The following is a 23,592-nucleotide window of genomic DNA, read 5'->3' as shown; positions in this document are numbered from 1 at the left end:
CTTTTACCCTCCTAGGACCAGATTAAACTTCTACACCCATTTCTTTTGCTTTCTCAACAACTTCTTCGATACGGCCTACAAGACGGAACGCATCTTCTGGAAGATGGTCGTATTTACCGGCTAAGATTTCTTTGAAGCCTTGTACCGTCTCTTTTACAGGCACGTAAGAACCTTTTTGTCCAGTGAACTGTTCAGCCACGTGGAAGTTCTGAGAAAGGAAGAACTGGATACGGCGTGCGCGGTGAACGACAAGTTTGTCTTCCTCGCCTAATTCATCCATACCGAGAATCGCAATGATATCTTGAAGCTCTTTGTAACGCTGAAGCGTTGACTGTACTTCACGCGCAACTGCATAATGCTCTTCTCCGACAATTTCAGGAGCAAGGGCGCGTGATGTAGATGCCAACGGATCAACCGCAGGGTAAATACCCATTTCAGTTAATTTACGCTCAAGGTTTGTTGTCGCATCCAAGTGAGCGAACGTTGTCGCCGGCGCCGGGTCAGTGTAGTCATCGGCAGGCACGTAGATCGCCTGGATAGATGTAACTGATCCAACGTTCGTAGACGTGATACGCTCTTGGAGCTGACCCATCTCAGTTGCAAGCGTCGGCTGATAACCAACCGCTGAAGGCATACGGCCAAGAAGGGCTGAAACCTCTGAACCCGCTTGTGTGAAACGGAAAATGTTATCGATGAAGAACAGTACGTCCTGTCCTTGTACATCACGGAAGTGCTCAGCCATTGTAAGGCCTGTCAAAGCAACACGCATACGTGCGCCCGGCGGCTCGTTCATTTGTCCGAATACCATGGCTGTTTTGTTGATTACGCCAGAGTCACTCATTTCGTAGAAAAGGTCGTTCCCTTCACGAGTACGCTCTCCTACGCCGGCGAATACAGAGATACCGCCGTGCTCTTGTGCGATGTTGTTGATTAATTCCTGGATTAATACGGTTTTACCTACACCGGCACCACCGAACAATCCGATTTTACCGCCCTTAATGTAAGGAGCAAGCAAATCAACAACTTTAATACCTGTTTCAAGAATTTCAACTTCTGTTGAAAGCTGATCGAATGAAGGCGCCTGTCTGTGAATCGGATCCTTTTTCGCATCCGCAGGAACCGGCTCATTCAAATCAATATTTTCTCCGAGAACGTTAAATACACGTCCAAGTGTTACATCACCAACCGGTACTGAGATTGGCGCTCCTGTATCTACAGCTTCCATACCGCGCTGAACACCATCCGTAGATGCCATTGCGATTGTACGGACTGTATCATCACCTAAATGAAGAGCGACCTCAAGCGTTAAATCAATACCTACTTCGTTTTCACTTGCAGCTGGCTGTGAAATTTTAATCGCATTATAAATTTCAGGCAAGTGACCGTCTTCAAAACGCACGTCGACGACCGGTCCTAATACCTGGCTAACGCGTCCTTTCTTCATCGCTATCCCTCCTGACAAAATCTTTCTATTCTAAAGCGGCTGCTCCGCCGACAATTTCCGTAATTTCTTGTGTGATGGCTGCTTGGCGAGCGCGGTTGTAAGAAAGCGAAAGTGAATCGATAAGTTCCTTCGCGTTGTCTGTCGCATTTTTCATCGCCGTCATTCTTGCAGCGTGCTCACTTGCTTTACTGTCAAGAAGCGCACCGAAGATTAAGCTTTCTGCATATTGAGGAAGCAAAACCTCCAGAACCTCCTCTTCAGATGGTTCAAATTCATAAGACGCCGTTCTTTTTCCGCCGCCGCTGCCCAAATCAGATAACGGCAGAAGTTTTTTCTCCGTTACTTCTTGAGTAATGGCGCTGACAAAATGGTTATAAACAAGGTGCAATTCATCAAACGCACCGTCTATAAACATTTGGATCGTTTGACGGGCAAGATCTTTAATTTCTGTAAACGTCACTTCATCCCCAAGTCCTGTTAACTCGGAAATGATCGGAATCTCACGTTTCTTAAAGAAATCACGGCCCACTCTTCCGATGGCAATCACCGCATACTCATCCTTAGACTGATGACGTTCTTGCATGGCCTGATAAGCACTCCGTAAAACCGAACTGTTAAAAGCGCCGGCAAGACCGCGGTCAGACGTAATGACAAGGTATGCCGTTTTTTTCACTTCTCTGCTGAGAAGCATCGGGTGCTTCACGTTGCCGGAAACTCTTCCGACGTTTGACACAACCTCTTGGATTTTATCCATATATGGCACAAATGATTTTGCATTGTTTTCAGCACGATTCAGCTTAGCCGCAGATACCATCTGCATGGCTTTTGTAATCTGACTTGTTTTTTTCGTTGACGTGATCCTTGACTTAATATCGCGTAATGAGGCCAAAGATTTCACCACCTTTTCTCTTCATCTGCGTAAAAAGAGAGAAAAAGAGAACCTTTTTCTCTCATCAGCATTCGAGTTAGTTGCTTGGTGCAAATGTGCGTTTGAAGCCTTCGATTGCAGCTTTGAAGTCTTCATCAGCAGGAAGGTTTCCTGTTTTCGCAATTCCGTCAAGCAGGTCTTTATGGTTTTGGTCAAGGTACATGTAGTACTCTTCTTCAAAACGTCTGATATCCGCCACAGGAATATCATCGAGATATCCTTTTGTCAGCGCATAAAGAATGGCTACTTGCTTTTCAACCGGAAGCGGCTTGTTCAGATCCTGCTTCAGCACTTCAACTGTACGCGCACCGCGGTTCAGTTTTGCCTGAGTCGCTTGGTCGAGGTCAGAACCGAATTGAGCGAATGCTTCCAGCTCACGGTATGACGCAAGGTCAAGACGCAAAGTACCTGATACTTTTTTCATCGCTTTGATTTGCGCTGAGCCGCCGACACGGGATACAGACAATCCGGCATTGATCGCTGGACGTACGCCTGAGAAGAACAAATCAGATTGCAGGAAGATCTGTCCGTCGGTGATGGAAATGACGTTCGTCGGAATATAAGCAGAGATATCTCCGGCTTGTGTTTCTACGAACGGCAGAGCTGTAATTGATCCTGCGCCTTTCGCGTCGCTAAGCTTTGCTGCACGCTCAAGCAGACGGGAATGAAGATAGAATACATCCCCAGGGAACGCTTCACGGCCTGGCGGACGGCGAAGAAGCAAGGACAGCTCACGGTAAGCGGCCGCTTGTTTAGAAAGATCATCGTATACAACAAGAACGTGCTTGCCGCTGTACATAAATTCTTCTGCCATTGTAACCCCAGCATACGGTGCCAGGTACAGAAGCGGTGCCGGCTGTGAGGCAGACGCCGTTACAACAATTGTATAATCAAGCGCGCCGTGTTTACGCAATGTTTCTACTACGCCGCGGACTGTTGATTCTTTTTGGCCGATCGCAACATATACGCAGATCATGTCTTGGTCTTTTTGGTTCAGGATCGCATCGATCGCAACAGATGTTTTACCTGTTTGACGGTCACCGATGATCAGCTCACGCTGGCCGCGGCCGATTGGAATCAGTGCATCGATCGCTTTGATACCGGTTTGAAGCGGTTCATGAACGGATTTACGGTCCATAACGCCTGGTGCAGGGCTCTCAATCGGACGAGTTTTGCTTGTCAGGATCGGGCCAAGTCCGTCTACCGGCTGGCCTAACGGATTTACAATACGGCCGATTAACTCTTCACCAACAGGAACCTCCATGATGCGGCCTGTTCTTTTTACTTCGTCTCCCTCACGGATCTCACTGAAAGGTCCTAAGATGACGATACCTACGTTTGATTCTTCAAGGTTTTGAGCCATACCCAAAACACCGTTTGAAAATTCGACAAGTTCACCGGCCATACAGTTGTCAAGGCCGTGCACACGTGCAATACCGTCACCGACTTGGATGACTGTACCTACGTCTTGAACTTCAATATCAGATTGATAATTTTGTATTTGCTGTTTTATCAGCGTGCTAATCTCTTCAGCTTTGATGCTCACTTAGGTTTCACCCCTTCTATCGATTTTCCCCGGCTAATTGACGTTCAATGCGCTGAAGCTTCCCGCTTACGCTGCCGTCATAAATCCGGTTTCCAATGCGGACTTTAATGCCGCCTATTAAATCCGTCTGCACTTCATTTCTGATTCTCAGTGAAGCGACTCCGGCTTTTTTTGCAAACACTTGTGATAATGGTAAAATTTCAGCATCCGTCAGCGGTTTCACTGAATATACGATTGCGTCTTCTGTTTGACGGGCCTCATTTGCGAGTTTGATAAACTCATCTGTGAGCTCAGGCACAATCGCGGCACGATGGCGGTCAATCAAAAGAAAAATCGTATTAAGCACGGACTGTGACAAAGAGCCAAATGCATTTTGGATCAGCTCTTTTTTCTTCGCAGCCGGCACCTTCGGATGGTTCAACACATCATTAAGCGCTTTTTCATTTTGAAATACTTGTTTTACAACAATTAGCTCTTCTTCTACTTGATTCAGCTGAGCGGACTCATTGGCTATATCAAAAAGAGCTGATGCATATCGTTTAGAGACAGCTGATCCACTCATCGGCTTTCTCCTACCTCTTTAAGATAGTCCTGGATCAATTTCTCTTGCGCTTGTTCATCCAGTTCTTTTTCGATCACTTTCGACGCAATCATGACAGAAAGAGACGCTACTTGCTCACGGAGAGCAGAAACCGCCTGTTCTTTTTCCTTCACGATTTCAGTTCTTGCTGCTTCTTTCAGACGTTCAGATTCTGCACGTGCAGCCTGAATAATCTCTTCTTTTTGCTTCTCTCCCAGTTTCTTTGCGTTTTCGATAAGAGTTTGGGATTCCTGTCTTGCTTCTTTTAAAAGAACGCGCTGCTCTTCAATCAGCTGCTGCGCTTCTTTATTTTTTCCTTCAGCAGACGTAATTTCTCCAGCGATGTGGTCTTCACGCTGTTTCATTATGTTTAATAGCGGCCCTAAAGCGTATTTCTTCAGAAGCGCTAATAAGATTAACATAGCTAACAGTTGGAACAGGATATCTCCGCCGTTAAACGACAATCCTAGTTCAAGTGGTAATTGAGACATCTACTACGGCAACTCCCTTCTGCAGGTTTTTCTTTGCTGATCCAGCAGCCGCACTTGTCTCTTTTCAGCCGGCAAGGCGGGATGCTTATCAGACATAAAGCAATGGCGAAGGTTCTCTTGGAATGATCTTCGCCATTTTTAGTTCATATAAGGCTTTTATGCTTAGCCAAAGAACGCTAAGAATGCGATAACGACAGCGATAATAGGAAGGGCTTCAACTAATGCGATACCCATGAACATAAGAGTTCTCAGTTCTTTACCTGCTTCCGGCTGACGGGCAATCCCCTCTACCGTACGTGAAACAATCAAACCGTTACCAATACCTGCACCAAGTGCGCCTAAACCAATTGCAATCGCAGCTGCTATTAAATTCATGAAAAAGTTCCTCCTTTAAAATGTTATCCGTTTGGATATAATGTTTTAATGATCATGACTGATTTTATGAGACATGTACACCATCGTCAGCATTGTAAAGATAAATGCCTGGATAGCACCAATAAATAAACTGAATGCTTGCCATGCCAGCATCGGCAGAATGGCACCGATTGTACCGACAAGACCGAGAGCCACGCTTTGCGAATAATGGCTTGTTGCTAATCCCGCAAGCAGGCCGAGAAGAATCTCACCGGCGAAGATGTTACCATATAGCCGCAAACCTAGAGTCAGCGTATTCGCAAACTCTTCGATGATTTTCATCGGGAGCATGAATGGAACAGGTCTTAAATAGTCTTTGGAATATTCCTTGAGCCCTTTCATCTTCACACCATAGTAGTGGGTTAAAGCAACAACCATCACGGCTAGCGTTAATGTAATGGCAGGATCGGCTGTCGGAGACTTCCACCAGAGCTCATGTCCGATTGTAATAGAGAACGGCAGCCCCAGCATATTCGACACAAATATGTACATCAGCAATGTGACACCAAGTGCCAAGAAGTTAGCCCCTGTTTTTAAATCCATTGTACTGCCAATAATATTGCGGACGAAATCAACAATCCATTCCATAAAGTTCTGGGCTTTTCCGGGACGGATCGAAAGCGTTCTTGTCGTCAATATAGCAATCAATAAAACAATCACACTCGCCACAGTAATCATCAGAATGTTTGTCAGATTAAAAGTAAGACCTAGAAATTCTATAGTTCTGTAACCATGATTCAAAGGGTTTTCACCTCTCTTCCATTGATGAACGTTTAAGCTGGATAAAGGAATCTATCATAATGACAGGGTATATTGTCATTAATCCAATAACTGTACTTGCCATATGAAAGTATTCGGGATTTTTATAGGCAACAGCCACAGCAAGAATCGCATTGCACCACCGCGCTGCGCTCCCGAGAGATCGTATGGACTTTCCTTTCTCAACAGCTCTGTCAAAAGCATTCATTCTTCTGACGAGCAGTAAAAAATTAAACAAACTGAAAACAGTTCCCAGAATAAGGCCTAAAAAAACGGTTTTATACGCTGTTAAACCATAACCCAGTACATACACTGCCAAAATGAACAATAAATATTTGCGTTGTCTGCTAAATGTAAGCTTGGGATCGTCCATCAATTATCTGTCTCCTGATGAAAAAATAATGTATAGCTTGGATACGGCAAAAATCAGCGGTTAACCCTTAGTAGAAGACCTTTTTTGACCGGCAAAACGGGCCTGTTCGAAAAAATCATTCATCCGCAAGCCTTGCAGGGATGCTGTTTCATTCGCTTAAATAAATCCTCATAATACGGGTTTGCTGAGAGGATTTACATTGAGGATGAGGACTATAATGAAAGCTATGAAAACCTTCTCATAATACCCTCGTTTAGCATACAATAGCCCCTAACATGTGTCAATCTGTTTAAAGTTAAAAAACTTTTTATACTTTACGTCTCCACAGAATGTTCACATTTTCACCTATAATTGTATACAGATTCACCGAATAGCAAAAAACTGGATAAAAAAATGAAACCCCCTTTTGGGGATTTCATTTTTTATTTTGTTCCAAACATGCGGTCACCCGCATCTCCGAGACCTGGAACAATATAACCTTTTTCATTTAATTTTTCATCTAGCGCCGCAATGTAAATATCAACGTCCGAATGATGCTTCTGCAATTCTTCCACACCCTCCGGCGCTGCTACAAGACACATGAAACGGATATTTTTCGCACCGCGTTTTTTAAGGCTGTGAATGGCTTCAACTGCGGAACCGCCTGTAGCGAGCATCGGGTCAACCACGATGAATTCACGCTCTTCCACATCAGAAGGAAGCTTGACATAGTATTCCACGGGTTTTAAGGTTTCTGGATCACGGTAAAGGCCGACATGTCCCACTTTTGCCGCAGGAATCAGCTTTAAAATGCCGTCAACCATTCCCAATCCTGCTCTGAGGATAGGAACCACTCCGAGTTTTTTCCCTGAGATGACTTTCGATTTCGCAGCCTGAACCGGTGTATTGATATCCACTTCTTCCAGAGGAAGATCGCGGGTAATTTCAAATGCCATGAGTGTAGCCACTTCATCTACTAACTCTCTAAAATCCTTCGTACCTGTATTTTCATTCCGTATATATGTCAGCTTATGCTGAATTAAAGGATGATCAAATACATAAACCTTTCCCATACTGTGTTTCAGCTCCTTTTTTATTGTCCCATCAACAATTACACACTTCTATTGATTCTACAAAAAAAGACATTGAGTTTCAAGAACATCGTCAAAAAACCCGCCGGGCATAAGCCCAAGCGGGTTTTAGGATCTTAATAATCTAATTCTTTATATAAAGGAAATTTATCAGTCAGAGCAGCTACACGCTGTCTTGCTTCTTCAAGTTTTCCTTCGTCTTCGTGGTTTTTCAATGCAAGCGCAATGATAGCACCGACTTCTTCTAATGCGTCTCCGTCAAAACCGCGGCTGGTTACAGCAGCTGTCCCAAGACGGATGCCGCTTGTTACGAAAGGTTTTTCAGGATCATATGGAATCGCGTTTTTGTTAGACGTAATACCGATTTCATCAAGTACATGCTCCGCAACCTTACCAGTCAGTCCGAGCGAACGAAGATCAACAAGGATAAGGTGGTTGTCTGTTCCGCCTGAAACGAGCTGGATGCCCTCTTTCGTTAAGGCTTCAGCCAGACGTTTCGCGTTTGAAATGACGTTTTGTGCATATGTTTTGAAATCGTCCTGCAATACTTCACCGAATGAAACAGCTTTTGCGGCAATAACGTGCATCAGCGGGCCGCCTTGAATTCCAGGGAAGATCGATTTATCAATTTTCTTGCCAAACTCTTCACGGCAAAGGATCATACCGCCTCGAGGACCGCGAAGTGTTTTATGTGTTGTTGTTGTAACGAAATCAGCGTAAGGAACCGGGTTTGGATGAAGGCCTGCCGCAACAAGTCCTGCGATATGTGCCATATCCACCATGAAGTAAGCGCCGACTTCATCAGCAATTTCACGGAATTTCTTAAAGTCGATTGTACGAGGATACGCACTTGCTCCTGCTACGATAAGCTTCGGTTTATGAGCGAGGGCTTTTTCACGCACGTCATCGTAATCAATATATTGAGTTTCTTTATCTACGCCGTACTCAACAAAGTTATATTGAACACCGCTGAAGTTGACTGGGCTTCCGTGTGTTAAATGGCCGCCGTGGGAGAGGTTCATCCCAAGTACAGTATCGCCTTGCTCCAAAATCGTGAAGTACACTGCCATGTTTGCTTGTGCGCCTGAATGAGGCTGAACGTTTACATGCTCCGCTCCAAAGATTTCCTTCGCGCGGTCACGGGCGATATCTTCAACGACATCGACGTGCTCGCATCCGCCGTAGTAGCGTTTGCCCGGATATCCTTCTGCGTACTTATTTGTCAAAACAGATCCTTGTGCTTCCATAACCGCTTCACTTACAAAGTTCTCAGAAGCAATCAATTCGATCTTAGTCTGTTGGCGTTCACGCTCATTTTTAATGGCGTTAAACACTTGTTCGTCTTGCGCAGGTAAATGTTTCATCAGCGAGATCCTCTCCTATCCGTATCCTGTTCTTTGTTTTTACCATCACTATTGTACATGGTTTTTAAGGCCGATGTAAAAGATTTTTTTTAAAAAATCTAAATTTTTATTGGTAAAAACGAATATTAATAACTTAAATTTAATTTAAAGTTCGGAATTTATTTCACTGTCTTAAAATAAAAGAAAAGACTGGCTATGCAGTCCTTTCATTCGCACTCATAAACCGCCCGCACTCCGCCGATTAGTTTCGGCCGTGTACGCGCCAATGTCACATGAGCTGAACCGAGGCTGTTTTGAGAGACACGCACAGGGACAGCCACCGGCTTCAGATGCATGCCGATAAACGTATCGCCTATATCAATTCCGGCGTCAGCCTGAATGGCTTCAACAAGAACAGGAGACTTCATCTGCTTAAACGCATAAGACGCCATCGCTCCGCCCGCTTTTGGAACGGGCACGGCAGAAACGGTTGGAAGCCTGAACAGCTTGGCTGTTTCTGCTTCGACGACAAGCGCTCTGTTTAAATGCTCGCAGCATTGAAACGCCAGATGGATTCCCGTTTTTTCCCGGAGCTCAGCAAGTCCGCTGTAGATGCTTTCAGCGATATCTACACTGCCCGATGTGCCGATCCGGCTGCCGGCCACTTCGCTCGTGCTGCATCCAAGGACGAAGAGCTGATCTTGTTTCAATTCCGCTTGGTCCTGAAACTCAGACAGCATCGTCTTCCACGTTTGTTTCAACTCATTCATTAAACAGCACCCCTACAGGTTTTTCTCTTCATAATCTGAGATTTTCCCAATACGCGTTTGGTGTCTTCCCCCGGTAAACTCAGTAGTCAGCCAGATTTTTGCGATTTCCCGAGCCAAACCAGGTCCGATCACCCGTTCACCCATCGCAAGGATGTTTGTGTTATTATGCTCCCTCGTCGCCTTCGCGCTGAAGGTATCGTGCGCCAGCGCGCAGCGAATCCCTTTTACTTTATTAGCGGAAATGCTCATGCCGATGCCTGTCCCGCAAATTAAAATGCCTCTGTCAACTTCGCCGCTAACCACTTTTTCGGCCACCGGAAAAGCATAATCCGGATAATCGACAGAGCCGCTGCCGCAGTCACAGCCCATATCAATATATTCAATTTGCAATTCGTCCATTAACTCTTTGATTTCATTTCGAATGTGAACGCCGCCATGATCCGATGCAATGGCTACTTTCATCTGCTTTTCCTCCCAGCGTGTGTGATGCGGCCCGCCCGCTTTATTGACCGCGCAGCCTGTCCGCTCTTTGACTCACACCATATGATGTGCTTTTCACTATATTCTACTCCTTCACGCAGGATTTGCAAATGACCTGTTTACAGATTTTCTGACAACTTATCTGCGGTCTTTTTTCAGCTGTTTTGCCAGCTGCCGAAGAAGCTCTTCAAGCTCATCTCGCGTTTGTTTATAGATGTCAATTGAGCCGCCGAACGGATCGATGACATCACCATGGCTGCCTGTGACATATTCTTTTAACGTAAACACTTTATCACGATAACGTCCAAATTGGCTGGCAATGATCTGCTTGTGCTGATGGGTCATAGCCAGAACCAAATCAGCCGACTCCATATGTTCTTCAGTTAATGGAGAAGACACATGATTAAGGGCAATGTGTTTTTCAAACAGCGCTTCGACTGCATGAGGCGTCGCTTTCCCATTAGGTGAAGCAAACACGCCTGCCGAGCGGACATTGACATTCAGCCCTTCCATTTCTGCAATTGATTTAAAAAGCGCCTCAGCCATTGGGCTGCGGCACGTATTTCCAGTACAGACAAAAATAATATCCATGTCAGTCACCCCTTATTTTTCTCTATTATATATGAAGAAAAAAGAAACGGCGACTTCGTTTCTTTTATTGGTATATTAAATTGGCAAAAGCAGCTTTAATCCAAACACGATTAATATGATGCCCCCGAGCGCTTCGCTGTATGTGCCAAGCCATGACTGCACTTGTTTTCCGACCAGCAGGCCCAGCCATGTCAACATCATGCTGAACAGCCCGAACAGGGTAATTGTGAGGAGCGGATGCGAGCCGTATATCCCCAAGCTCAAGCCGACGGAAAAGCTGTCAAGGCTGACGCCGATGGCAAACAGCAATAAGCCCGGCCCTGCCGGTGACATGAATCGTTCTTCTGACTGTTTAAAAGAGGCCATAAGCATTTGAACCCCAAGAACAAAAAGCAGCGCCCCACCGATATAAACCGCTAACACGCCGAGGAGCCCTGACAGCATGTTACCGGCCGCCATCCCTGCGAGAGGCATGATGACGTGAAAGAGGCCGATGATGAAACCAATATAGAATATCTGCTTCTTTCTAAGTTTGACCATGCCCATTCCAAGGCCGACAGAAAAAGCATCCATCCCTAAAGCAAACGCCATGATGCTTAATGTAATCAGTTCGCCTATAAACAAATCCGACATACATAAATAACCCCCTTGGACACGCCCCGCTTTTTTAGCCTATGCGTGTCCAAAAAGGGTTAGAACATCTGACTGCTTTCAGCGAATCACTCTTCCTCCGGCGGCTTTCATCAGCCTGTTCATAATAGCAAGACCGACACCTGTATCCGGAAAGGATTCCGCTATAATGAAATCCACCTTATTCTCATCAAAGCTGCGCAAAGCATCATACAGCCCTGCCGCAACAGTCTCAAGCTGAGCCCGTCTTCCGCAGCTCTTCACATAATCAGCGGAATAAACGCCCGCGTTTTCTTCTGTCGTCAGGACACCGACCCGTCTTCCGCCCTGTTGATATTCTTGAATGAGGTGCTGAATGCGCTCTGGGCTGCCTTCGCAAATGGCAAGAGGCGCTGTCGGCGCATAATGTGTATATTTCATCCCTGGAGAAATCGGCTTCTCGTTTTGGTCGCTGAGCCCTTTATCCACATGAATCGGCCCGATCACCGCTTCAATTTGTTCCTTCGTAATGCCGCCCGGACGCAGGAGAACAGGGATGTCGTCCGCACATGAAAGCACGGTTGATTCGACCCCGATTCCGGTAGGGCCTCCATCCATAATACCGGCTATGCGGCCATCCAAGTCGTGTGCCACATGCTCTGCTTTTGTGGGACTTGGCTTGCCTGATAGATTGGCGCTCGGTGCTGCAATCGGCAGTCCCGATTCGCGAATCAATGCAAGGGCAAGCGGATGATCCGGCATTCTAATGGCAACCGTTTCAAGACCTGCCGTTACACGAGGTGAAAGCGCACCAGGTTTGCAAGGCAGTATGAGCGTAAGTGCTCCCGGCCAAAACCGTTTCATCAATGTTTTCGCCTTTTCCGGCGCTGGGCCCGTTAAATCCTCAAGCTGGCTGATATCCGCAATGTGGACAATCAGGGGATTATCGCTCGGCCGCCCTTTCGCCTCATATATTTTTTTGACGGCATCCGTATTTTTTGCGTTTGCGCCTAGGCCATATACTGTTTCTGTCGGAAAGGCAACGACCTCATTTTCTCGGAGCAAAGCGGCTGCTTGTGCAATTTGTGGATCATTTGTGGATAACTCGTCAGTTACATCCACAAACCATCTTTTCGTTTTCATTTCTGACCAAACTCCTTATTCACAACAATAAAACGATTGTTTTACGCGTGTAATCCTTTTGAAAGTATAAAAGATGTCCTGTAATAAAACAAGCGTTATCCACAAATTGTGGACAACGCTAATGAAGAAGTGGATAAGTATGTGTATAAACTGCACTTATCCAGACGCTTTTTTCATCAAAACGGCTCCTTCTGTTTGCCGCGATTCACAGAAGTGATCAGAAGAAAACAGCTCCTCCGGTACACTTTCAGCTCTTTCAAAACCCATGGCCGTCAGAAAGTCCGCAGAGGAATGCTGATTCGCTACTAGGTACACGGTTTTGATCTGATGCTTTTCGCACAGCACCTCCATGCTTTGAAAAAGCGTGACGATGTGGCCTTGGTGAAGCTTGTCCGATATGACAAGTGATCGCAGCAGCCCCTGGTCACAGCTGATTTTTTCAATACCGAGGCATCCGGCAATGTTTTTCTCACTGTCCTCCAGCATAAGAAATTGAGTGAAGCCTTCTTTCACGCCTTCATAGCTGGTTTTCGCCTGTTTTAAAAATTCCTCGAGCACATCTCCGTCTTTTTCCCTTGCCACCCGCAGTTGATAAAACATCCGTTCACCCCGTTTTTGCGTTCTTTCTTCCAATCTATGAGGCAAATCTATTTTTAGACCAGATGATTAGGAAAAAAGGTCGGAAATCCATTCGACTAAAAAGAATTTCACTTCTGTGCCGTCTTCTTTTTCTTCATTCTCTTCTTTTTTGGCTTTTTCCGCTTTAGCGGTTACGTCCTCAAGCACTTTTTCAGTCTGCTTTTTTGAGGCTTCTTTATCTTCTTGTTCTTTGACGGCTTCCCCGTTAGAAAAATCAAGAAAGCAGAGGGGCGGGAACAGCACACACCACCAGTTGGCGCCGTCTCCTTTTCCAAGCGTAATCAAAATCGCTTCATACTCACCAGCGGGATATACCATGTTGCCGTAAAGCTTTGTCGGAAACGAGATTTTGTCAAAATCAACGGATATCGACTGATTCGCTCCTTCTTTCTCCATTGTTTCCTTTGCAATTGCTTTGATTTCAGGCAGCTTTGAACGAATCACGCGACGCGCTTCTTCAATAGAAGTAATATCCTTTACCCAAGTTGTGATTTCTTTATTCACCGCGTCTCTTATATGACGTTTTAATTGCTGGTCTTGATCACTATCGCTGTTTGCCAATATTCTCAAACGAATCGCCTGATCCGGTATGACCACCGGCTGATTTTCCGATTTCTGTGCCGTCTCTTCTTTTGCCAGCCCTACGAGCGCTCCAGATAATAAAAGAAGGATATATATACAAATGATTACTGTTTTTTTCATCGGTCCCCACCGTTCCTCTCCGTGCTTTGTTTCTAGCCCTATTATGGACAAGGAGAGCCGGGGGTAAACGTGCAGGGTGAAAAAAATCTAGCAAGCTGTTAATCTTATTTATGGTACGATAGTGTTTTAGGAGGTTTAAGATGAAATACAATTATACAGTGCTGTTATCAGCATTCACGATGTCCGTTCTTTATTCAGTAATTTATATTCATTCATTTATCATTGCCGCTCTCATCACAATGGCATTTTATTTTCTGTTTCCTTATTTGATCTTCGCACTGCCGCTTCAAATCATGATGAATAAAAAGCCGAAACGGTTCAGCCCTTTGTATCTGCTGTATTACCTTGTCGCTGCTTTTATTGCCAACGCGATCATTTTCGGCGTGCTTCAGCCTTCGGGACAATCTTTGTTTCAAAATACAGCCTTCTATCTTTTCGCTGTATTAACAGCTCTTATCTATTGGATATGGGATTCTGTTTTACTGCAAAAAAAGGAAGCCTAAGAGGCTTCCTTTTTTATTAAAACAAAATCGTCAGCAAATAACATAGAATGGAAGGTATCGCCGCAACAAAGAAAGCGGCCGCCATTTTCATGCGAGATGTACGGCCTTCTTTGGTTTCTGAATGGTAGTTTGCCCGCTGATCGCTTCCGCTTACAGCCAAACCCGATATAATGATCGCGAGCCCCACTAAAACGAGAGACGCAACGCCAAAAATCGCTTCATATGAAAGAGCCTGCGGAAAAATGGTGCCAATCATGCTCTCAATCGCAATGAGCAGGATTCCTGCTGTCAGGGCCTTTTTCATGTTTACATCCCCTTTGCTGGTGTTAAACAGCTTGATCCATTCACTCGCCAGCAAGCTGCTTATTTATTTTTATGAATCAGAGCGCATATGGTTCTGTCTTTTCCATTAATATCTTTCAGCACTTCCACTTCCGCCCCCTTAAACGCCTTGAGGATCAGGTCTTTGACCGCCGCTCCCTGTTTCCAGCCGATTTCAAAAACAACAAATACTTTATCCTTCATGACAAGCGGAATGTCTTCCATAAACCGCTTATAAAATTTCAGCCCGTCTCCGCCATCGGTGAGTGCGTGCAGCGGCTCATGAAAACGGACAATTTCCGATAAATCAGCCATTTCTTCCTCTGAAATATATGGCGGGTTTGAGACAATGATATCCGCTTTTTTTCCCGTCTTAATAAAAGGCTCAAGTAGATCGCCCTGATAAAAGCGCACATTCGCTCCGAGTTTTTCTGCATTGGCAGAGGCGACTTGCAGCGCCTCTTTCGAAATATCGACCGCGGACACAGAAAAGCTTTGGTTTTCAAGCGCAAGCGTGACGGCTATTGCGCCGCTCCCTGTACCAACGTCAACAACTTCGAGCTTGCCGTCTTCAGAAAAGACACTCCGATATTTTTCAAGCAAATGAAAGACAACTTCTTCAGTTTCCGGCCGCGGGATCAGCACATCATCATTCACCATAAATTCCCGTCCATAAAAAAACTCTTTTCCTATAATGTATTGAACCGGCACGCCCTCTTTATGCATCTCAACGTGACGCTTAAAGCGATACAGTTCGTCTTCACCAATCGGTTCCTGTAAGCTTGCGAGCAGTTTGCTTCTCTCCATTCCGGTATCATAAAGCAATAGGAGCTCGGCCGCATTTTCTTCTCTTCCCGCTTCGGTTAAATAAGAAGAAGCCCATTTCAGGGCTTCGAATATCGTCTTCATCTTAACCTTCCGACTGCTGAAGCTTGCTTGCCTGATCTTCAACAATCAGCGCTTCAACCACTTCGTCAAGTTTTCCTTCAAGAATCTGATCAAGCTTTTGAATCGTCAAACCGATTCTGTGATCCGTCACACGGTTTTGCGGGAAGTTGTATGTGCGGATACGTTCAGAGCGGTCACCAGATCCGACTGCTGATTTCCGTGTTTGATCATATTCAGCCTGGGCTTCCTGCTGAAATTTATCATAGATTCTGGCACGGAGAACCTTCATTGCTTTTTCTTTGTTCTTAATTTGAGATTTTTCGTCCTGGCATGATACAACAACACCTGTCGGCAAATGAGTCAGACGAACCGCAGACATTGTTGTGTTAACGCTTTGTCCGCCCGGTCCGCTTGAAGCAAACGTATCGACACGGATATCCTTCTCATGAATGTCAACCTCTACCTCTTCTGCCTCAGGAAGACATGCCACTGTTGCAGTAGATGTATGGATACGGCCGCCGGATTCCGTTTCCGGAACACGCTGCACGCGGTGGGCGCCGTTTTCATATTTGAGTTTAGAATACGCGCCGCTTCCCGTAATCATAAAGATGATCTCTTTGTAGCCGCCCGTTCCGGTTACATTCGCTTCCATGACCTCTGTTTTCCAGCCTTGAAGCTCAGCATAACGAGAATACATTCTGTACAGGTTGCCCGCGAATAAAGCGGCTTCCTCGCCTCCCGCAGCCCCGCGGATCTCCATAATAACGTTTTTGTCGTCATTAGGATCTTTCGGGATCAGGAGCACCTTCAGCCGTTCTGACAGTGTTTCCGTTTCCTTCTGAAGTTCAGAAATCTCTTCCTTCACCATGTCGCGCATCTCAGCATCCAGCTTCTCTTCAAGCATCGCTTTTGCATCAGCCAGCTGTTCTGACGCATCTCTGTATTGTCTATATACGTCAACTGTTTCTTGTATATCAGATTGCTCTTTTGAATATTCTCTTAGCTTTTTCGGATCGTTGACTACTTCTGGATCGCTCAAAAGCTCATTTAATTTCTCGTATCGTTCTTCAATTGATTTTAAACGGTCTAACACGGTCTTCACCTCTGTTTTCCTGTGCGTAACATTCTCATTATAGTATAGTGATTAACCCCAGTCAAAAGCATTTCAATCCCAGCTGGAAAAGCTCCCTCTGCTATACTGGAATTCGAGGAGGGATGATGTTGCTGAAATCCATACATCATATTGCAATCATATGTTCAGATTACGAAAAGTCGAAAGCTTTCTACGTACATAAGCTTGGTTTTCAGGTGATTCAAGAAACGTACCGCGAAGAGCGCGGCTCCTATAAGCTTGATTTGTCGCTTAACGGCTCGTATGTCATTGAGCTGTTCTCGTTTCCCGATCCGCCCGAACGACAAACCCGGCCTGAAGCCGCAGGCCTGCGCCACCTCGCCTTTACAGTCGGCATCTTGGATAAGGCGGTTCAGGAGCTTCATGAAAAAGGAATCGAAACAGAGCCAATCAGAACAGATCCGCTGACCGGCAAGCGTTTCACCTTCTTTTTTGATCCTGACCAGCTTCCATTAGAACTGTATGAACAATAACAGTTTTTGAAGAAAAAAAGGAGATACCCACTTTCTTTGCCGAATCTTTTCTTGTTTTGTCTAACGGGAAGGGAACCGCATTCTATGGTCGAATACCTAGCTTAAAAGGAGGTATGGGATCATGAATACAAATATGGTAGCAAGTGAACTCGGCGTCTCCGCAAAAACGGTGCAGCGGTGGGTGAAACAGCTGAATCTTCCGGCCGAACGCAATGAGCTCGGACACTATTCGTTCACGGCAGAAGACGTGAAGGTTCTAAAATCCGTTCAAAAACAAATCTCTGAAGGCACGGCGATTCAGGATATTCATCTGCCAAAAAGCGCTAAAAAGCGCACAGGCTTCCTTGTCCAAAAAACAAGTAGCGACACAGAACGAAGAATCGAGCAGCTTGAACAAAAGCTGGACACCCTTTTACAGCAAAGGCAGGACGAAAGCGAATTGATGGCAAGGATGTCGGAGCTGGAACGCCAGCTGAAACAAAAAGCCGATGAAGGTGTATCTTACCAGCTGCTTCAGCACCGCAGAGAAATCGATGATATTCTTGCAGATCTGCAATCACTGACCTCACAAATGAAAGAATTCACCGCTCAGCCGATCCCCGAGACCGCTGCTGCTTCTGAAAAAACCAAAACGAGAAAAAAACCGCTGCTGTCACTGTTCAAATTTCAAACCTAAAGCAAAAAGCTCCCGTAAAGGGAGCTTTTTTTGTTACGCAGTAAGCGCGATAATGATTGGAAGTGAAATCAATGACAGAATCGCACTGACCACAAACGCAGTTGCAGTTTCTTCTTCTTGTTTCTCGAAACGAGTCGCAATCATGGCTGCAACGGCAGAACCAGGGAACGCAACAAGAAGGATTGCTTTTGTTGTTTGGTCAGCCGGAAGTCCGATAGCAAGAGCAATCAAGAACATTAATGCAGGCTGAACCGCAACTTTTAGTAACGCAATACCGATAGCCGGCATACTGAGTTTAATTTTACGAATACCAACGGTAACACCGACAGCAAAGAGAGCAACACCAGATGTTGTGCTTCCAAGCTGATCAAGCATTTTAACACCCAGCTCAGGAAGAGTGAAATTGAAAACCAGCACCAAGATCATACTGATTAACGGAGCAGCTGCAAGCGGCTCACAAAGACCATGCAGGATTGATTTTCCTGTCATCTTCCAGAAGCTGTCGCCACTCTCTTCGTTTTTCTTAGAAGACTCACCAACAGTAGCGATAATGATCGCGAGCGGATCAAGAATCGCGTTAACCACGATACCTGTGACCGCGATCGGAATCGCAACTTCATTTGCTCCGAATAAGCTTCCCAATACCGGGATACCCATAAATGCGAATGTCGGCTGTGCAGAGTTCAAAGAAAATACAGATGAGTTCGTTAAATCATACTTGAAAATAAATCTGCAAACCAAAAGAATGATGATATAGAAACCAACAATCCCAATAATTAAAGAAATCATTAAAGGTACTTGTGATAAAAATTCACTTCTGGAAGTTGTCAAAATACCAGCGATAAAGTGAGCTGGAAGTGCGTATTTCGTTACTAACGTACTTACCCCTTTTGCCGACTTGGCATCATAACTTCCAAAATGTCCTGCAAACCAACCCAGCACGATAACAAAGAAGATCGGCGCCAGGAGGATTAAGATATCTAAGATGCTCAAAATATTCTCCTCCAAATCCTATGTCCGTATACTTTAGCTTTACAAAAAGCTTTCCCTCGGACAGAAAAATTTACTCGCTAATTATTTCGCGATGACTTTTTTGTATTCAGGTGTCCACATTGCATCAAGTACCGCTTGTTTCACATCTTCAGGCTGACGATTTGCCACGCCGTCTTTAATTGCTGCTTCAGCAACGGCAATCGCAACTTGGATAGAAACCTCTTGAAGCTTATCAATGCTTGGAAGCAATCCTGCTCCAGGTGTTTCAAGATCAACCATTTCAGCAATCGCATCAGCAGTTGCTGCAAACATAGCAGGTGTAATGATACGCGCTTCAGCTACAATTGAACCAAGTCCAAGACCAGGGAACGCGAATGCGTTGTTAGATTGTCCGATTTCATAAGAAACACCGTTGTATTCTACATTGTCAAATGGGCTTCCTGTTGCAATAAGCACTTTTCCGTCAGTCCATTTGAACAGATCTTCAGGAACAGCTTCAGCAAGGTGAGTCGGGTTAGACATCGGCATGATAACCGGACGGTCTACGTGAGATGCCATTTCTTTTACAATTTCCTCTGTGAATGCACCTGAAACCCCTGAAGTACCAATCAAGATTGTTGGTTTCGCTTGACGAACAACTTCATCGAATGGAATTTGACCTTTTTCATCGCGCTTCCAGTCTTTCACTTCATCCGCATTGCGAAGGTAAGGTTTTTGGAAATCAAGGATGCCTTCGATGTCTTCAGTCAGCAAGCCTCTGTAATCAAGTGTGTAGAAACGTTTGTTAGCTTCTTCTTCAGATAATCCGGCTAGCACCATTGTGTCACGGATTTGGTCAGCAATACCGATACCAGCAGAACCAGCACCGAAGATAACAACACGCTGATCTTTAATAGAAGCGCCGGTTTTCTTCATAGCAGCAAGCACACCTGCAAGTGTAATCGCGCCAGTACCTTGAATATCATCATTAAATGTCAGGATTTCATGATTGTATTTTTTCATGATGTTGCGTGCATTTTTGTTGCCAAGGTCTTCCCAGTGAAGAAGCGCTTTAGGGAAGAATTTCAATGCAGCTTTTACATAAGCGTCAATGAAAGCTTCGTAGCGTTCACCTTGAACACGTTCATGCTTGTTACCAATATATAAAGGATCGTTTAGAAGTTTTTCGTTGTTCGTACCGACATCAAGCACAACCGGGATAACACGGCTAGGATCAATACCAGCTGCAGCAGTGTAAACAGCCAATTTACCGATTGCGATATTAATACCGCCTACACCCCAGTCACCGATACCGAGAATGCTTTCGGAGTCAGTAGCAACGATAAGATCAATATCGCCTGCTGTCGCATGAAGGTTTTCAAACGCTTTTTCAATACCGTCAATGTTATCGATTGATAAGTAGATTCCTTGAGGTCTTCTATATTCATGGCTGTATTCCTGAATCGCTTCACCAACTGTTGGCGTGTACACAACAGGAAGCATTTCGCGAAGATGGTTTTTCAGCAATTTATAGAAAAGAACTTCGTTACGGTTTGCAAGATCACTTAAGTAAACATTTTGACGAAGGCGGTCAGGCTGCGCTTGGAATTGCTCGTACGCGCGTTGTGCTTGTTGATCAAGAGAAAGTACAGTTGGCGGCAGAAGCCCTTCTAAGCCGAGTTCTTGTCTTTCTTCTAGTGAAAAAGCAACGCCTTTATTTAAAGTAGGAATAGATAAAACTTCTTTTCCTCTAAGAGTTGTTTCTAAGTGGCCTTCTTTCGTTTTTTTTATGTTATTCAAGCAAATCTCCTTCTTTCTTGAAATAGTTAACCAAGTTAAGTAATAACCCATCTAAAATATGACCGATCATGATCTTTATGCGACTTTGTGACAATTATTCGAACAATGTCTCAAAACTATTTACATTACGTAAGCTATTGTATGCCTGTCAAAATCAAAATTCAAGGGAAGAAAATTACTTAATTTTTTAATATACTTATTTAAATTTTTTAATTGCATATTATCAGAATATAAAAAAAACACCGGTGTTTTTAGCCGGTGCATTCTATCTTTATACCCATGTTTTGGACTATTTTTTAGATTTACCTGGGACTTCGTGATGATGTCTGCATCTTGCTTCATATGATTCAGATGCACCAACCAAAATGACCGGATCATCGTAAGAAGCAGGTTTGCCGTCAATGAGGCGCTGTGTTCTGCTCGCCGGTGATCCGCAAACAGAACAGACGGCTTGCAGCTTTGTCACACTTTCCGCAATCGCCATGATATTCGGGACGACACCAAACGGCTCTCCCCTAAAATCCATATCAAGGCCTGCTGCTATCACACGGTAGCCTTTATCGGCAAGAGATGATAAAACCTCAACAATTTCCTGATCAAAAAACTGCACTTCATCAACCGCAATCACATCTGTACTTTCACTGATGTGATCCCAAATGTCTGCAGCAGACGAAATGGCATAGCTCGTCATCGATGTTCCATTATGGGAGACAACAGCAGCTTCGCTGTATCGGTTATCAATTACAGGCTTAAATACCCTGACTTCCTGCTTGGCATAAGTTGCTCTCTTCACTCTTCTGATCAGCTCTTCAGATTTCCCCGAGAACATGCTGCCGCAAATCAGCTCAAGCCACCCGCTTTGTTTCATTATGTACATAGGCTTCGCTCCCCTCTCTCTGCCAGCTGTGTTTTAGACAATATAAAAAACAGGCAAGACTGCTGCTTGCCTGTTGAGAAATCTATTATTACTTAAGACCGTATTTTTTGTTAAAGCGATCAACACGACCATCAGCAGAAGCGAATTTTTGACGGCCAGTGTAGAATGGGTGGCATTCAGAGCAAATCTCAACGCGTACCTCTTCTTTTACTGAGCCTGTTTCAAATTCATTTCCGCAAGCGCATTTAACTGTTGCTTTTTTGAAATTAGGATGAATTCCTGCTTTCATTGTATCCATCTCCTTCCGCCCTGAATCCCGTGTGGAAACAGAGTTATTATTTCGGAGCATTGTCCGAAACGCATATGAGAAAATTATATCAGTGATTTACTTCTTTTGCAAATACAATTTACCTTCTTGCGGATGATAGATTTGCCTGTTTCCATTCTTGATTGAGAATATCGAAAAATTCCTGGTTTGTTTTGGTTTTTTTCATTTTTCTCATGAACTTTTCTGCGAAATCAGGTGAATCAGACATCGTTTTGCGGATAGACCATAAACGATCAAGATGCTCTTTAGGCACAAGCAGCTCTTCTTTGCGCGTTCCTGAACGGCGGATATCGATGGCAGGGAAGATGCGGCGCTCGGCAAGAGAGCGGTCAAGATGGAGCTCCATGTTGCCTGTTCCCTTGAATTCTTCATAAATGACATCGTCCATACGTGAACCTGTATCGACCAGAGCCGTAGCAAGGATGGTTAAGCTGCCGCCCTCTTCGATATTTCTCGCAGCCCCGAAGAAGCGTTTCGGACGGTGGAACGCCGCTGGGTCAATCCCCCCGGAAAGCGTTCTTCCGCTTGGCGGAATCACTAAGTTGTAGGCGCGGGCAAGCCGTGTGATGCTGTCCATCAGGATAATGACGTCTTTTTTGTGTTCCACGAGACGCATTGCACGTTCAAGCACAAGCTCGGCCACTTTGATATGGTTTTCCGGCACTTCATCAAACGTTGAGCTGACGACATCCCCAGCTACAGAGCGCTCGATATCGGTTACTTCCTCAGGTCTTTCGTCAATTAAAAGCACGATCAGCTCTGCTTCGGGCTGGTTCGCTGTAATGCTGTTGGCAATTTCCTTCAGCAGCATCGTTTTTCCGGCTTTCGGCGGCGCAACAATCAATCCGCGCTGCCCAAATCCAACCGGCGCCATCATGTCCATAATTCTTGTAGACAAGAAGTTCGGCTTTGTTTCAAGCACCATTTGACGATCCGGATAAAGTGGCGTAAGAGCCGGGAAATGCACACGCTCTTTTGCAGATTCGGGATCATCCCCATTTACTGCTTCAACGTGCAAAAGTCCATAGTAACGCTCATTTTCTTTTGGCGGGCGAACCTTGCCTGATACTTTGTCTCCGTTCCGCAAATCGAAACGGCGGATTTGTGAAGCTGAGATGTAAATGTCTTCTGAGCTTGGAGAGTAGTTGATCGGTCTCAGGAATCCGAAACCTTCAGACTGGATGATCTCAAGAACGCCTTCCATAAACAGCAGATCTTCCTGTTCTGCATTCGCTTTCAGAATGGCGAAAATGAGTTCTTTTTTTGTCAGTTTGCTGTAATAGGAGATTTTATAATGTCTTGCAAGTTCATAAAGCTCTTTCAATTTCATATTTTCCAAAGAGGAAATAGATACGTCTTTCATAAAAACACCACGCTTTTCATAGTCAATATCTTACTCTGAACATGTCATCTGCTGCTTTTGCACAACATCCGCCAAAGCACATTCTTTTTTTAACATAAAGGAACTTCTATCGGTAACACTTCCACCCATGATCGGCGCTTTTGTTAAAAGGATTGTCTTAATGAGTTTTGAAGGAAGCGAGGACAAAAACATGAGAAGATCAATACTTATATCGTCTGTATGCGGTAGAAATTGAAACTTTCCTAGTGCTTAAAAGAAGGTATTACGCAGTAAAATTCGCAGCACTCTTTATTTTTACCTTATTTCAAAAAATTATTCAACTGAAATAAGGTTTTGACACGGAATTGATAGAGTTGACGCTTTTCTGCAAAAGTTAA

29 protein-coding genes are annotated in these 23,592 nt (G+C 44.8%); 3 read left to right on the top strand and 26 right to left on the bottom strand.

The genetic code is table 11. The features are described from left to right. Positions 1 to 22: 22 nt before the first annotated feature. The 17 genes from atpD to spoIIR form a co-directional block, all read right to left on the bottom strand. Complete coding sequence (gene atpD, locus BGM23_RS03230) at positions 23 to 1,444, bottom strand: F0F1 ATP synthase subunit beta (RefSeq protein ID WP_003227686.1); 1,422 nt, start codon at positions 1,442 to 1,444, stop codon at positions 23 to 25. A 25-nt stretch (positions 1,445 to 1,469) separates the two neighbouring features. Then, the gene (atpG, locus tag BGM23_RS03225) at positions 1,470 to 2,333 is read right to left on the bottom strand and encodes an ATP synthase F1 subunit gamma (protein WP_003244388.1); all 864 of its coding nucleotides are present in this window, start codon (positions 2,331 to 2,333) and stop codon (positions 1,470 to 1,472) included. A gap of 76 nt (positions 2,334 to 2,409) precedes the next feature. Further along, on the bottom strand, positions 2,410 to 3,918 hold the full coding sequence (gene atpA / locus BGM23_RS03220; RefSeq protein WP_014478256.1) for a F0F1 ATP synthase subunit alpha: 1,509 nt from the start codon (positions 3,916 to 3,918) through the stop codon (positions 2,410 to 2,412). Positions 3,919 to 3,934: 16 nt separating this feature from the next. Beyond that, positions 3,935 to 4,480, bottom strand: a complete 546-nt coding sequence (locus BGM23_RS03215) for a F0F1 ATP synthase subunit delta (RefSeq protein ID WP_029726059.1) — start codon at positions 4,478 to 4,480, stop codon at positions 3,935 to 3,937. Continuing rightward, positions 4,477 to 4,989, bottom strand: coding sequence for a F0F1 ATP synthase subunit B (gene atpF / locus BGM23_RS03210; RefSeq protein WP_029726060.1), 513 nt, complete (start codon positions 4,987 to 4,989; stop codon positions 4,477 to 4,479). The genes BGM23_RS03215 and atpF overlap by 4 nt, the downstream gene beginning before the upstream one ends. Positions 4,990 to 5,151: 162 nt before the next feature. Then, a complete protein-coding gene (atpE, locus tag BGM23_RS03200; protein WP_003151167.1) occupies positions 5,152 to 5,364 on the bottom strand; it encodes a F0F1 ATP synthase subunit C in 213 nt (70 codons plus the stop codon). A 45-nt stretch (positions 5,365 to 5,409) separates the two neighbouring features. After that, positions 5,410 to 6,144 (bottom strand): F0F1 ATP synthase subunit A, encoded by a 735-nt coding sequence (atpB, locus tag BGM23_RS03195; RefSeq protein WP_003242621.1) that lies wholly within the window; start codon positions 6,142 to 6,144, stop codon positions 5,410 to 5,412. Positions 6,145 to 6,151: 7 nt separating this feature from the next. Continuing rightward, complete coding sequence (atpI, locus tag BGM23_RS03190; protein ID WP_003243159.1) at positions 6,152 to 6,535, bottom strand: ATP synthase subunit I; 384 nt, start codon at positions 6,533 to 6,535, stop codon at positions 6,152 to 6,154. A 422-nt stretch (positions 6,536 to 6,957) separates the two neighbouring features. Then, positions 6,958 to 7,587 (bottom strand): uracil phosphoribosyltransferase, encoded by a 630-nt coding sequence (gene upp, locus BGM23_RS03185; protein WP_003227670.1) that lies wholly within the window; start codon positions 7,585 to 7,587, stop codon positions 6,958 to 6,960. Between the two features lie 134 nt (positions 7,588 to 7,721). Next, complete coding sequence (glyA, locus tag BGM23_RS03180; protein ID WP_003227669.1) at positions 7,722 to 8,969, bottom strand: serine hydroxymethyltransferase; 1,248 nt, start codon at positions 8,967 to 8,969, stop codon at positions 7,722 to 7,724. A 206-nt stretch (positions 8,970 to 9,175) separates the two neighbouring features. After that, complete coding sequence (locus BGM23_RS03175) at positions 9,176 to 9,718, bottom strand: TIGR01440 family protein (protein WP_029318713.1); 543 nt, start codon at positions 9,716 to 9,718, stop codon at positions 9,176 to 9,178. Between the two features lie 12 nt (positions 9,719 to 9,730). After that, positions 9,731 to 10,180: a ribose 5-phosphate isomerase B gene (gene rpiB, locus BGM23_RS03170; RefSeq protein WP_029318712.1), complete on the bottom strand. Its 450-nt coding sequence runs from the start codon at positions 10,178 to 10,180 to the stop codon at positions 9,731 to 9,733. 156 nt (positions 10,181 to 10,336) lie between these two features. Then, complete coding sequence (prpB, locus tag BGM23_RS03165; RefSeq protein ID WP_015384897.1) at positions 10,337 to 10,789, bottom strand: protein arginine phosphatase PrpB; 453 nt, start codon at positions 10,787 to 10,789, stop codon at positions 10,337 to 10,339. Between the two features lie 75 nt (positions 10,790 to 10,864). Further along, positions 10,865 to 11,422: a manganese efflux pump MntP gene (locus BGM23_RS03160; RefSeq protein WP_003227661.1), complete on the bottom strand. Its 558-nt coding sequence runs from the start codon at positions 11,420 to 11,422 to the stop codon at positions 10,865 to 10,867. Between the two features lie 78 nt (positions 11,423 to 11,500). Next, the gene (locus BGM23_RS03155; protein ID WP_015251011.1) at positions 11,501 to 12,541 is read right to left on the bottom strand and encodes an L-threonylcarbamoyladenylate synthase; all 1,041 of its coding nucleotides are present in this window, start codon (positions 12,539 to 12,541) and stop codon (positions 11,501 to 11,503) included. A 156-nt stretch (positions 12,542 to 12,697) separates the two neighbouring features. Continuing rightward, on the bottom strand, positions 12,698 to 13,141 hold the full coding sequence (locus BGM23_RS03150; protein WP_029726061.1) for a GNAT family N-acetyltransferase: 444 nt from the start codon (positions 13,139 to 13,141) through the stop codon (positions 12,698 to 12,700). 66 nt (positions 13,142 to 13,207) lie between these two features. Beyond that, positions 13,208 to 13,882: a stage II sporulation protein R gene (spoIIR, locus tag BGM23_RS03145; RefSeq protein ID WP_029726062.1), complete on the bottom strand. Its 675-nt coding sequence runs from the start codon at positions 13,880 to 13,882 to the stop codon at positions 13,208 to 13,210. A 140-nt stretch (positions 13,883 to 14,022) separates the two neighbouring features. Between spoIIR and BGM23_RS03140 the strand changes: the two genes are divergently transcribed. Next, positions 14,023 to 14,385 carry a UPF0715 family protein gene (locus BGM23_RS03140; protein ID WP_014665730.1) on the top strand — a complete coding sequence of 121 codons (363 nt, stop codon included), beginning with the start codon at positions 14,023 to 14,025 and terminating at the stop codon, positions 14,383 to 14,385. Between the two features lie 16 nt (positions 14,386 to 14,401). Here BGM23_RS03140 and BGM23_RS03135 read toward each other — a convergent pair whose 3' ends face one another. From BGM23_RS03135 to prfA, 3 genes are read right to left on the bottom strand one after another with little or no spacing between them, the layout of a single operon-like run. Then, the gene (locus BGM23_RS03135) at positions 14,402 to 14,689 is read right to left on the bottom strand and encodes a DUF5316 family protein (RefSeq protein ID WP_029726063.1); all 288 of its coding nucleotides are present in this window, start codon (positions 14,687 to 14,689) and stop codon (positions 14,402 to 14,404) included. Between the two features lie 59 nt (positions 14,690 to 14,748). After that, positions 14,749 to 15,615, bottom strand: coding sequence for a peptide chain release factor N(5)-glutamine methyltransferase (gene prmC, locus BGM23_RS03130; RefSeq protein WP_046663995.1), 867 nt, complete (start codon positions 15,613 to 15,615; stop codon positions 14,749 to 14,751). A 1-nt stretch (position 15,616) separates the two neighbouring features. Continuing rightward, on the bottom strand, positions 15,617 to 16,687 hold the full coding sequence (gene prfA, locus BGM23_RS03125; protein ID WP_003227645.1) for a peptide chain release factor 1: 1,071 nt from the start codon (positions 16,685 to 16,687) through the stop codon (positions 15,617 to 15,619). Between the two features lie 125 nt (positions 16,688 to 16,812). Here prfA and gloA2 point away from each other — a divergent pair, with 125 nt between their 5' ends. Both gloA2 and racA read left to right on the top strand, forming a co-directional pair. Then, complete coding sequence (gloA2, locus tag BGM23_RS03120; protein WP_082359939.1) at positions 16,813 to 17,199, top strand: SMU1112c/YaeR family gloxylase I-like metalloprotein; 387 nt, start codon at positions 16,813 to 16,815, stop codon at positions 17,197 to 17,199. Between the two features lie 121 nt (positions 17,200 to 17,320). Beyond that, positions 17,321 to 17,875 carry a chromosome-anchoring protein RacA gene (racA, locus tag BGM23_RS03115; RefSeq protein WP_015251007.1) on the top strand — a complete coding sequence of 185 codons (555 nt, stop codon included), beginning with the start codon at positions 17,321 to 17,323 and terminating at the stop codon, positions 17,873 to 17,875. Between the two features lie 33 nt (positions 17,876 to 17,908). Here the strand turns inward: racA and BGM23_RS03110 are convergent, their stop codons facing one another. From BGM23_RS03110 to BGM23_RS21720, 6 genes are all read right to left on the bottom strand, one after another. Further along, positions 17,909 to 18,868: an AEC family transporter gene (locus BGM23_RS03110; protein ID WP_003242497.1), complete on the bottom strand. Its 960-nt coding sequence runs from the start codon at positions 18,866 to 18,868 to the stop codon at positions 17,909 to 17,911. Positions 18,869 to 18,949: 81 nt separating this feature from the next. After that, on the bottom strand, positions 18,950 to 20,647 hold the full coding sequence (malS, locus tag BGM23_RS03105; RefSeq protein ID WP_003244309.1) for an oxaloacetate-decarboxylating malate dehydrogenase: 1,698 nt from the start codon (positions 20,645 to 20,647) through the stop codon (positions 18,950 to 18,952). A gap of 289 nt (positions 20,648 to 20,936) precedes the next feature. After that, entirely contained in the window at positions 20,937 to 21,524 is a 588-nt protein-coding gene (locus tag BGM23_RS03100) for a thymidine kinase (protein ID WP_014478269.1), read from the bottom strand. Between the two features lie 88 nt (positions 21,525 to 21,612). Continuing rightward, positions 21,613 to 21,813, bottom strand: coding sequence for a 50S ribosomal protein L31 (rpmE, locus tag BGM23_RS03095; RefSeq protein ID WP_003151132.1), 201 nt, complete (start codon positions 21,811 to 21,813; stop codon positions 21,613 to 21,615). Between the two features lie 118 nt (positions 21,814 to 21,931). Further along, positions 21,932 to 23,215, bottom strand: a complete 1,284-nt coding sequence (gene rho / locus BGM23_RS03090; protein ID WP_003221939.1) for a transcription termination factor Rho — start codon at positions 23,213 to 23,215, stop codon at positions 21,932 to 21,934. A gap of 30 nt (positions 23,216 to 23,245) precedes the next feature. Further along, positions 23,246 to 23,407, bottom strand: coding sequence for a hypothetical protein (locus tag BGM23_RS21720; protein ID WP_003227632.1), 162 nt, complete (start codon positions 23,405 to 23,407; stop codon positions 23,246 to 23,248). Between the last annotated feature and the right edge of the window lie 185 nt (positions 23,408 to 23,592).

Source organism: Bacillus sp. FJAT-14266 (assembly GCF_001719225.1).
GTDB lineage: Bacteria > Bacillota > Bacilli > Bacillales > Bacillaceae > Bacillus > Bacillus subtilis.
The sequence above is the reverse complement of the archived record's forward strand: the minus strand, read 5'-3'. Positions and strand labels throughout refer to the sequence as shown.

Bases quoted from the DNA above. Each gene is read 5' to 3' on its own strand.
- atpD (WP_003227686.1), bottom strand. From the start codon at position 1,444: ATGAAGAAAGGACGCGTTAGCCAGGTATTAGGACCGGTCGTCGACGTG.
- BGM23_RS03215 (WP_029726059.1), bottom strand. From the start codon at position 4,480: ATGAGTGGATCAGCTGTCTCTAAACGATATGCATCAGCTCTTTTTGAT.
- atpF (WP_029726060.1), bottom strand. From the start codon at position 4,989: ATGTCTCAATTACCACTTGAACTAGGATTGTCGTTTAACGGCGGAGAT.
- atpE (WP_003151167.1), bottom strand. From the start codon at position 5,364: ATGAATTTAATAGCAGCTGCGATTGCAATTGGTTTAGGCGCACTTGGT.
- atpI (WP_003243159.1), bottom strand. From the start codon at position 6,535: ATGGACGATCCCAAGCTTACATTTAGCAGACAACGCAAATATTTATTG.
- upp (WP_003227670.1), bottom strand. From the start codon at position 7,587: ATGGGAAAGGTTTATGTATTTGATCATCCTTTAATTCAGCATAAGCTG.
- glyA (WP_003227669.1), bottom strand. From the start codon at position 8,969: ATGAAACATTTACCTGCGCAAGACGAACAAGTGTTTAACGCCATTAAA.
- BGM23_RS03175 (WP_029318713.1), bottom strand. From the start codon at position 9,718: ATGAATGAGTTGAAACAAACGTGGAAGACGATGCTGTCTGAGTTTCAG.
- rpiB (WP_029318712.1), bottom strand. From the start codon at position 10,180: ATGAAAGTAGCCATTGCATCGGATCATGGCGGCGTTCACATTCGAAAT.
- prpB (WP_015384897.1), bottom strand. From the start codon at position 10,789: ATGGATATTATTTTTGTCTGTACTGGAAATACGTGCCGCAGCCCAATG.
- BGM23_RS03160 (WP_003227661.1), bottom strand. From the start codon at position 11,422: ATGTCGGATTTGTTTATAGGCGAACTGATTACATTAAGCATCATGGCG.
- BGM23_RS03155 (WP_015251011.1), bottom strand. From the start codon at position 12,541: ATGAAAACGAAAAGATGGTTTGTGGATGTAACTGACGAGTTATCCACA.
- BGM23_RS03150 (WP_029726061.1), bottom strand. From the start codon at position 13,141: ATGTTTTATCAACTGCGGGTGGCAAGGGAAAAAGACGGAGATGTGCTC.
- spoIIR (WP_029726062.1), bottom strand. From the start codon at position 13,882: ATGAAAAAAACAGTAATCATTTGTATATATATCCTTCTTTTATTATCT.
- BGM23_RS03140 (WP_014665730.1), top strand. From the start codon at position 14,023: ATGAAATACAATTATACAGTGCTGTTATCAGCATTCACGATGTCCGTT.
- BGM23_RS03135 (WP_029726063.1), bottom strand. From the start codon at position 14,689: ATGAAAAAGGCCCTGACAGCAGGAATCCTGCTCATTGCGATTGAGAGC.
- prmC (WP_046663995.1), bottom strand. From the start codon at position 15,615: ATGAAGACGATATTCGAAGCCCTGAAATGGGCTTCTTCTTATTTAACC.
- gloA2 (WP_082359939.1), top strand. From the start codon at position 16,813: ATGTTGCTGAAATCCATACATCATATTGCAATCATATGTTCAGATTAC.
- racA (WP_015251007.1), top strand. From the start codon at position 17,321: ATGAATACAAATATGGTAGCAAGTGAACTCGGCGTCTCCGCAAAAACG.
- BGM23_RS03100 (WP_014478269.1), bottom strand. From the start codon at position 21,524: ATGTACATAATGAAACAAAGCGGGTGGCTTGAGCTGATTTGCGGCAGC.
- rpmE (WP_003151132.1), bottom strand. From the start codon at position 21,813: ATGAAAGCAGGAATTCATCCTAATTTCAAAAAAGCAACAGTTAAATGC.
- rho (WP_003221939.1), bottom strand. From the start codon at position 23,215: ATGAAAGACGTATCTATTTCCTCTTTGGAAAATATGAAATTGAAAGAG.
- BGM23_RS21720 (WP_003227632.1), bottom strand. From the start codon at position 23,407: ATGTTTTTGTCCTCGCTTCCTTCAAAACTCATTAAGACAATCCTTTTA.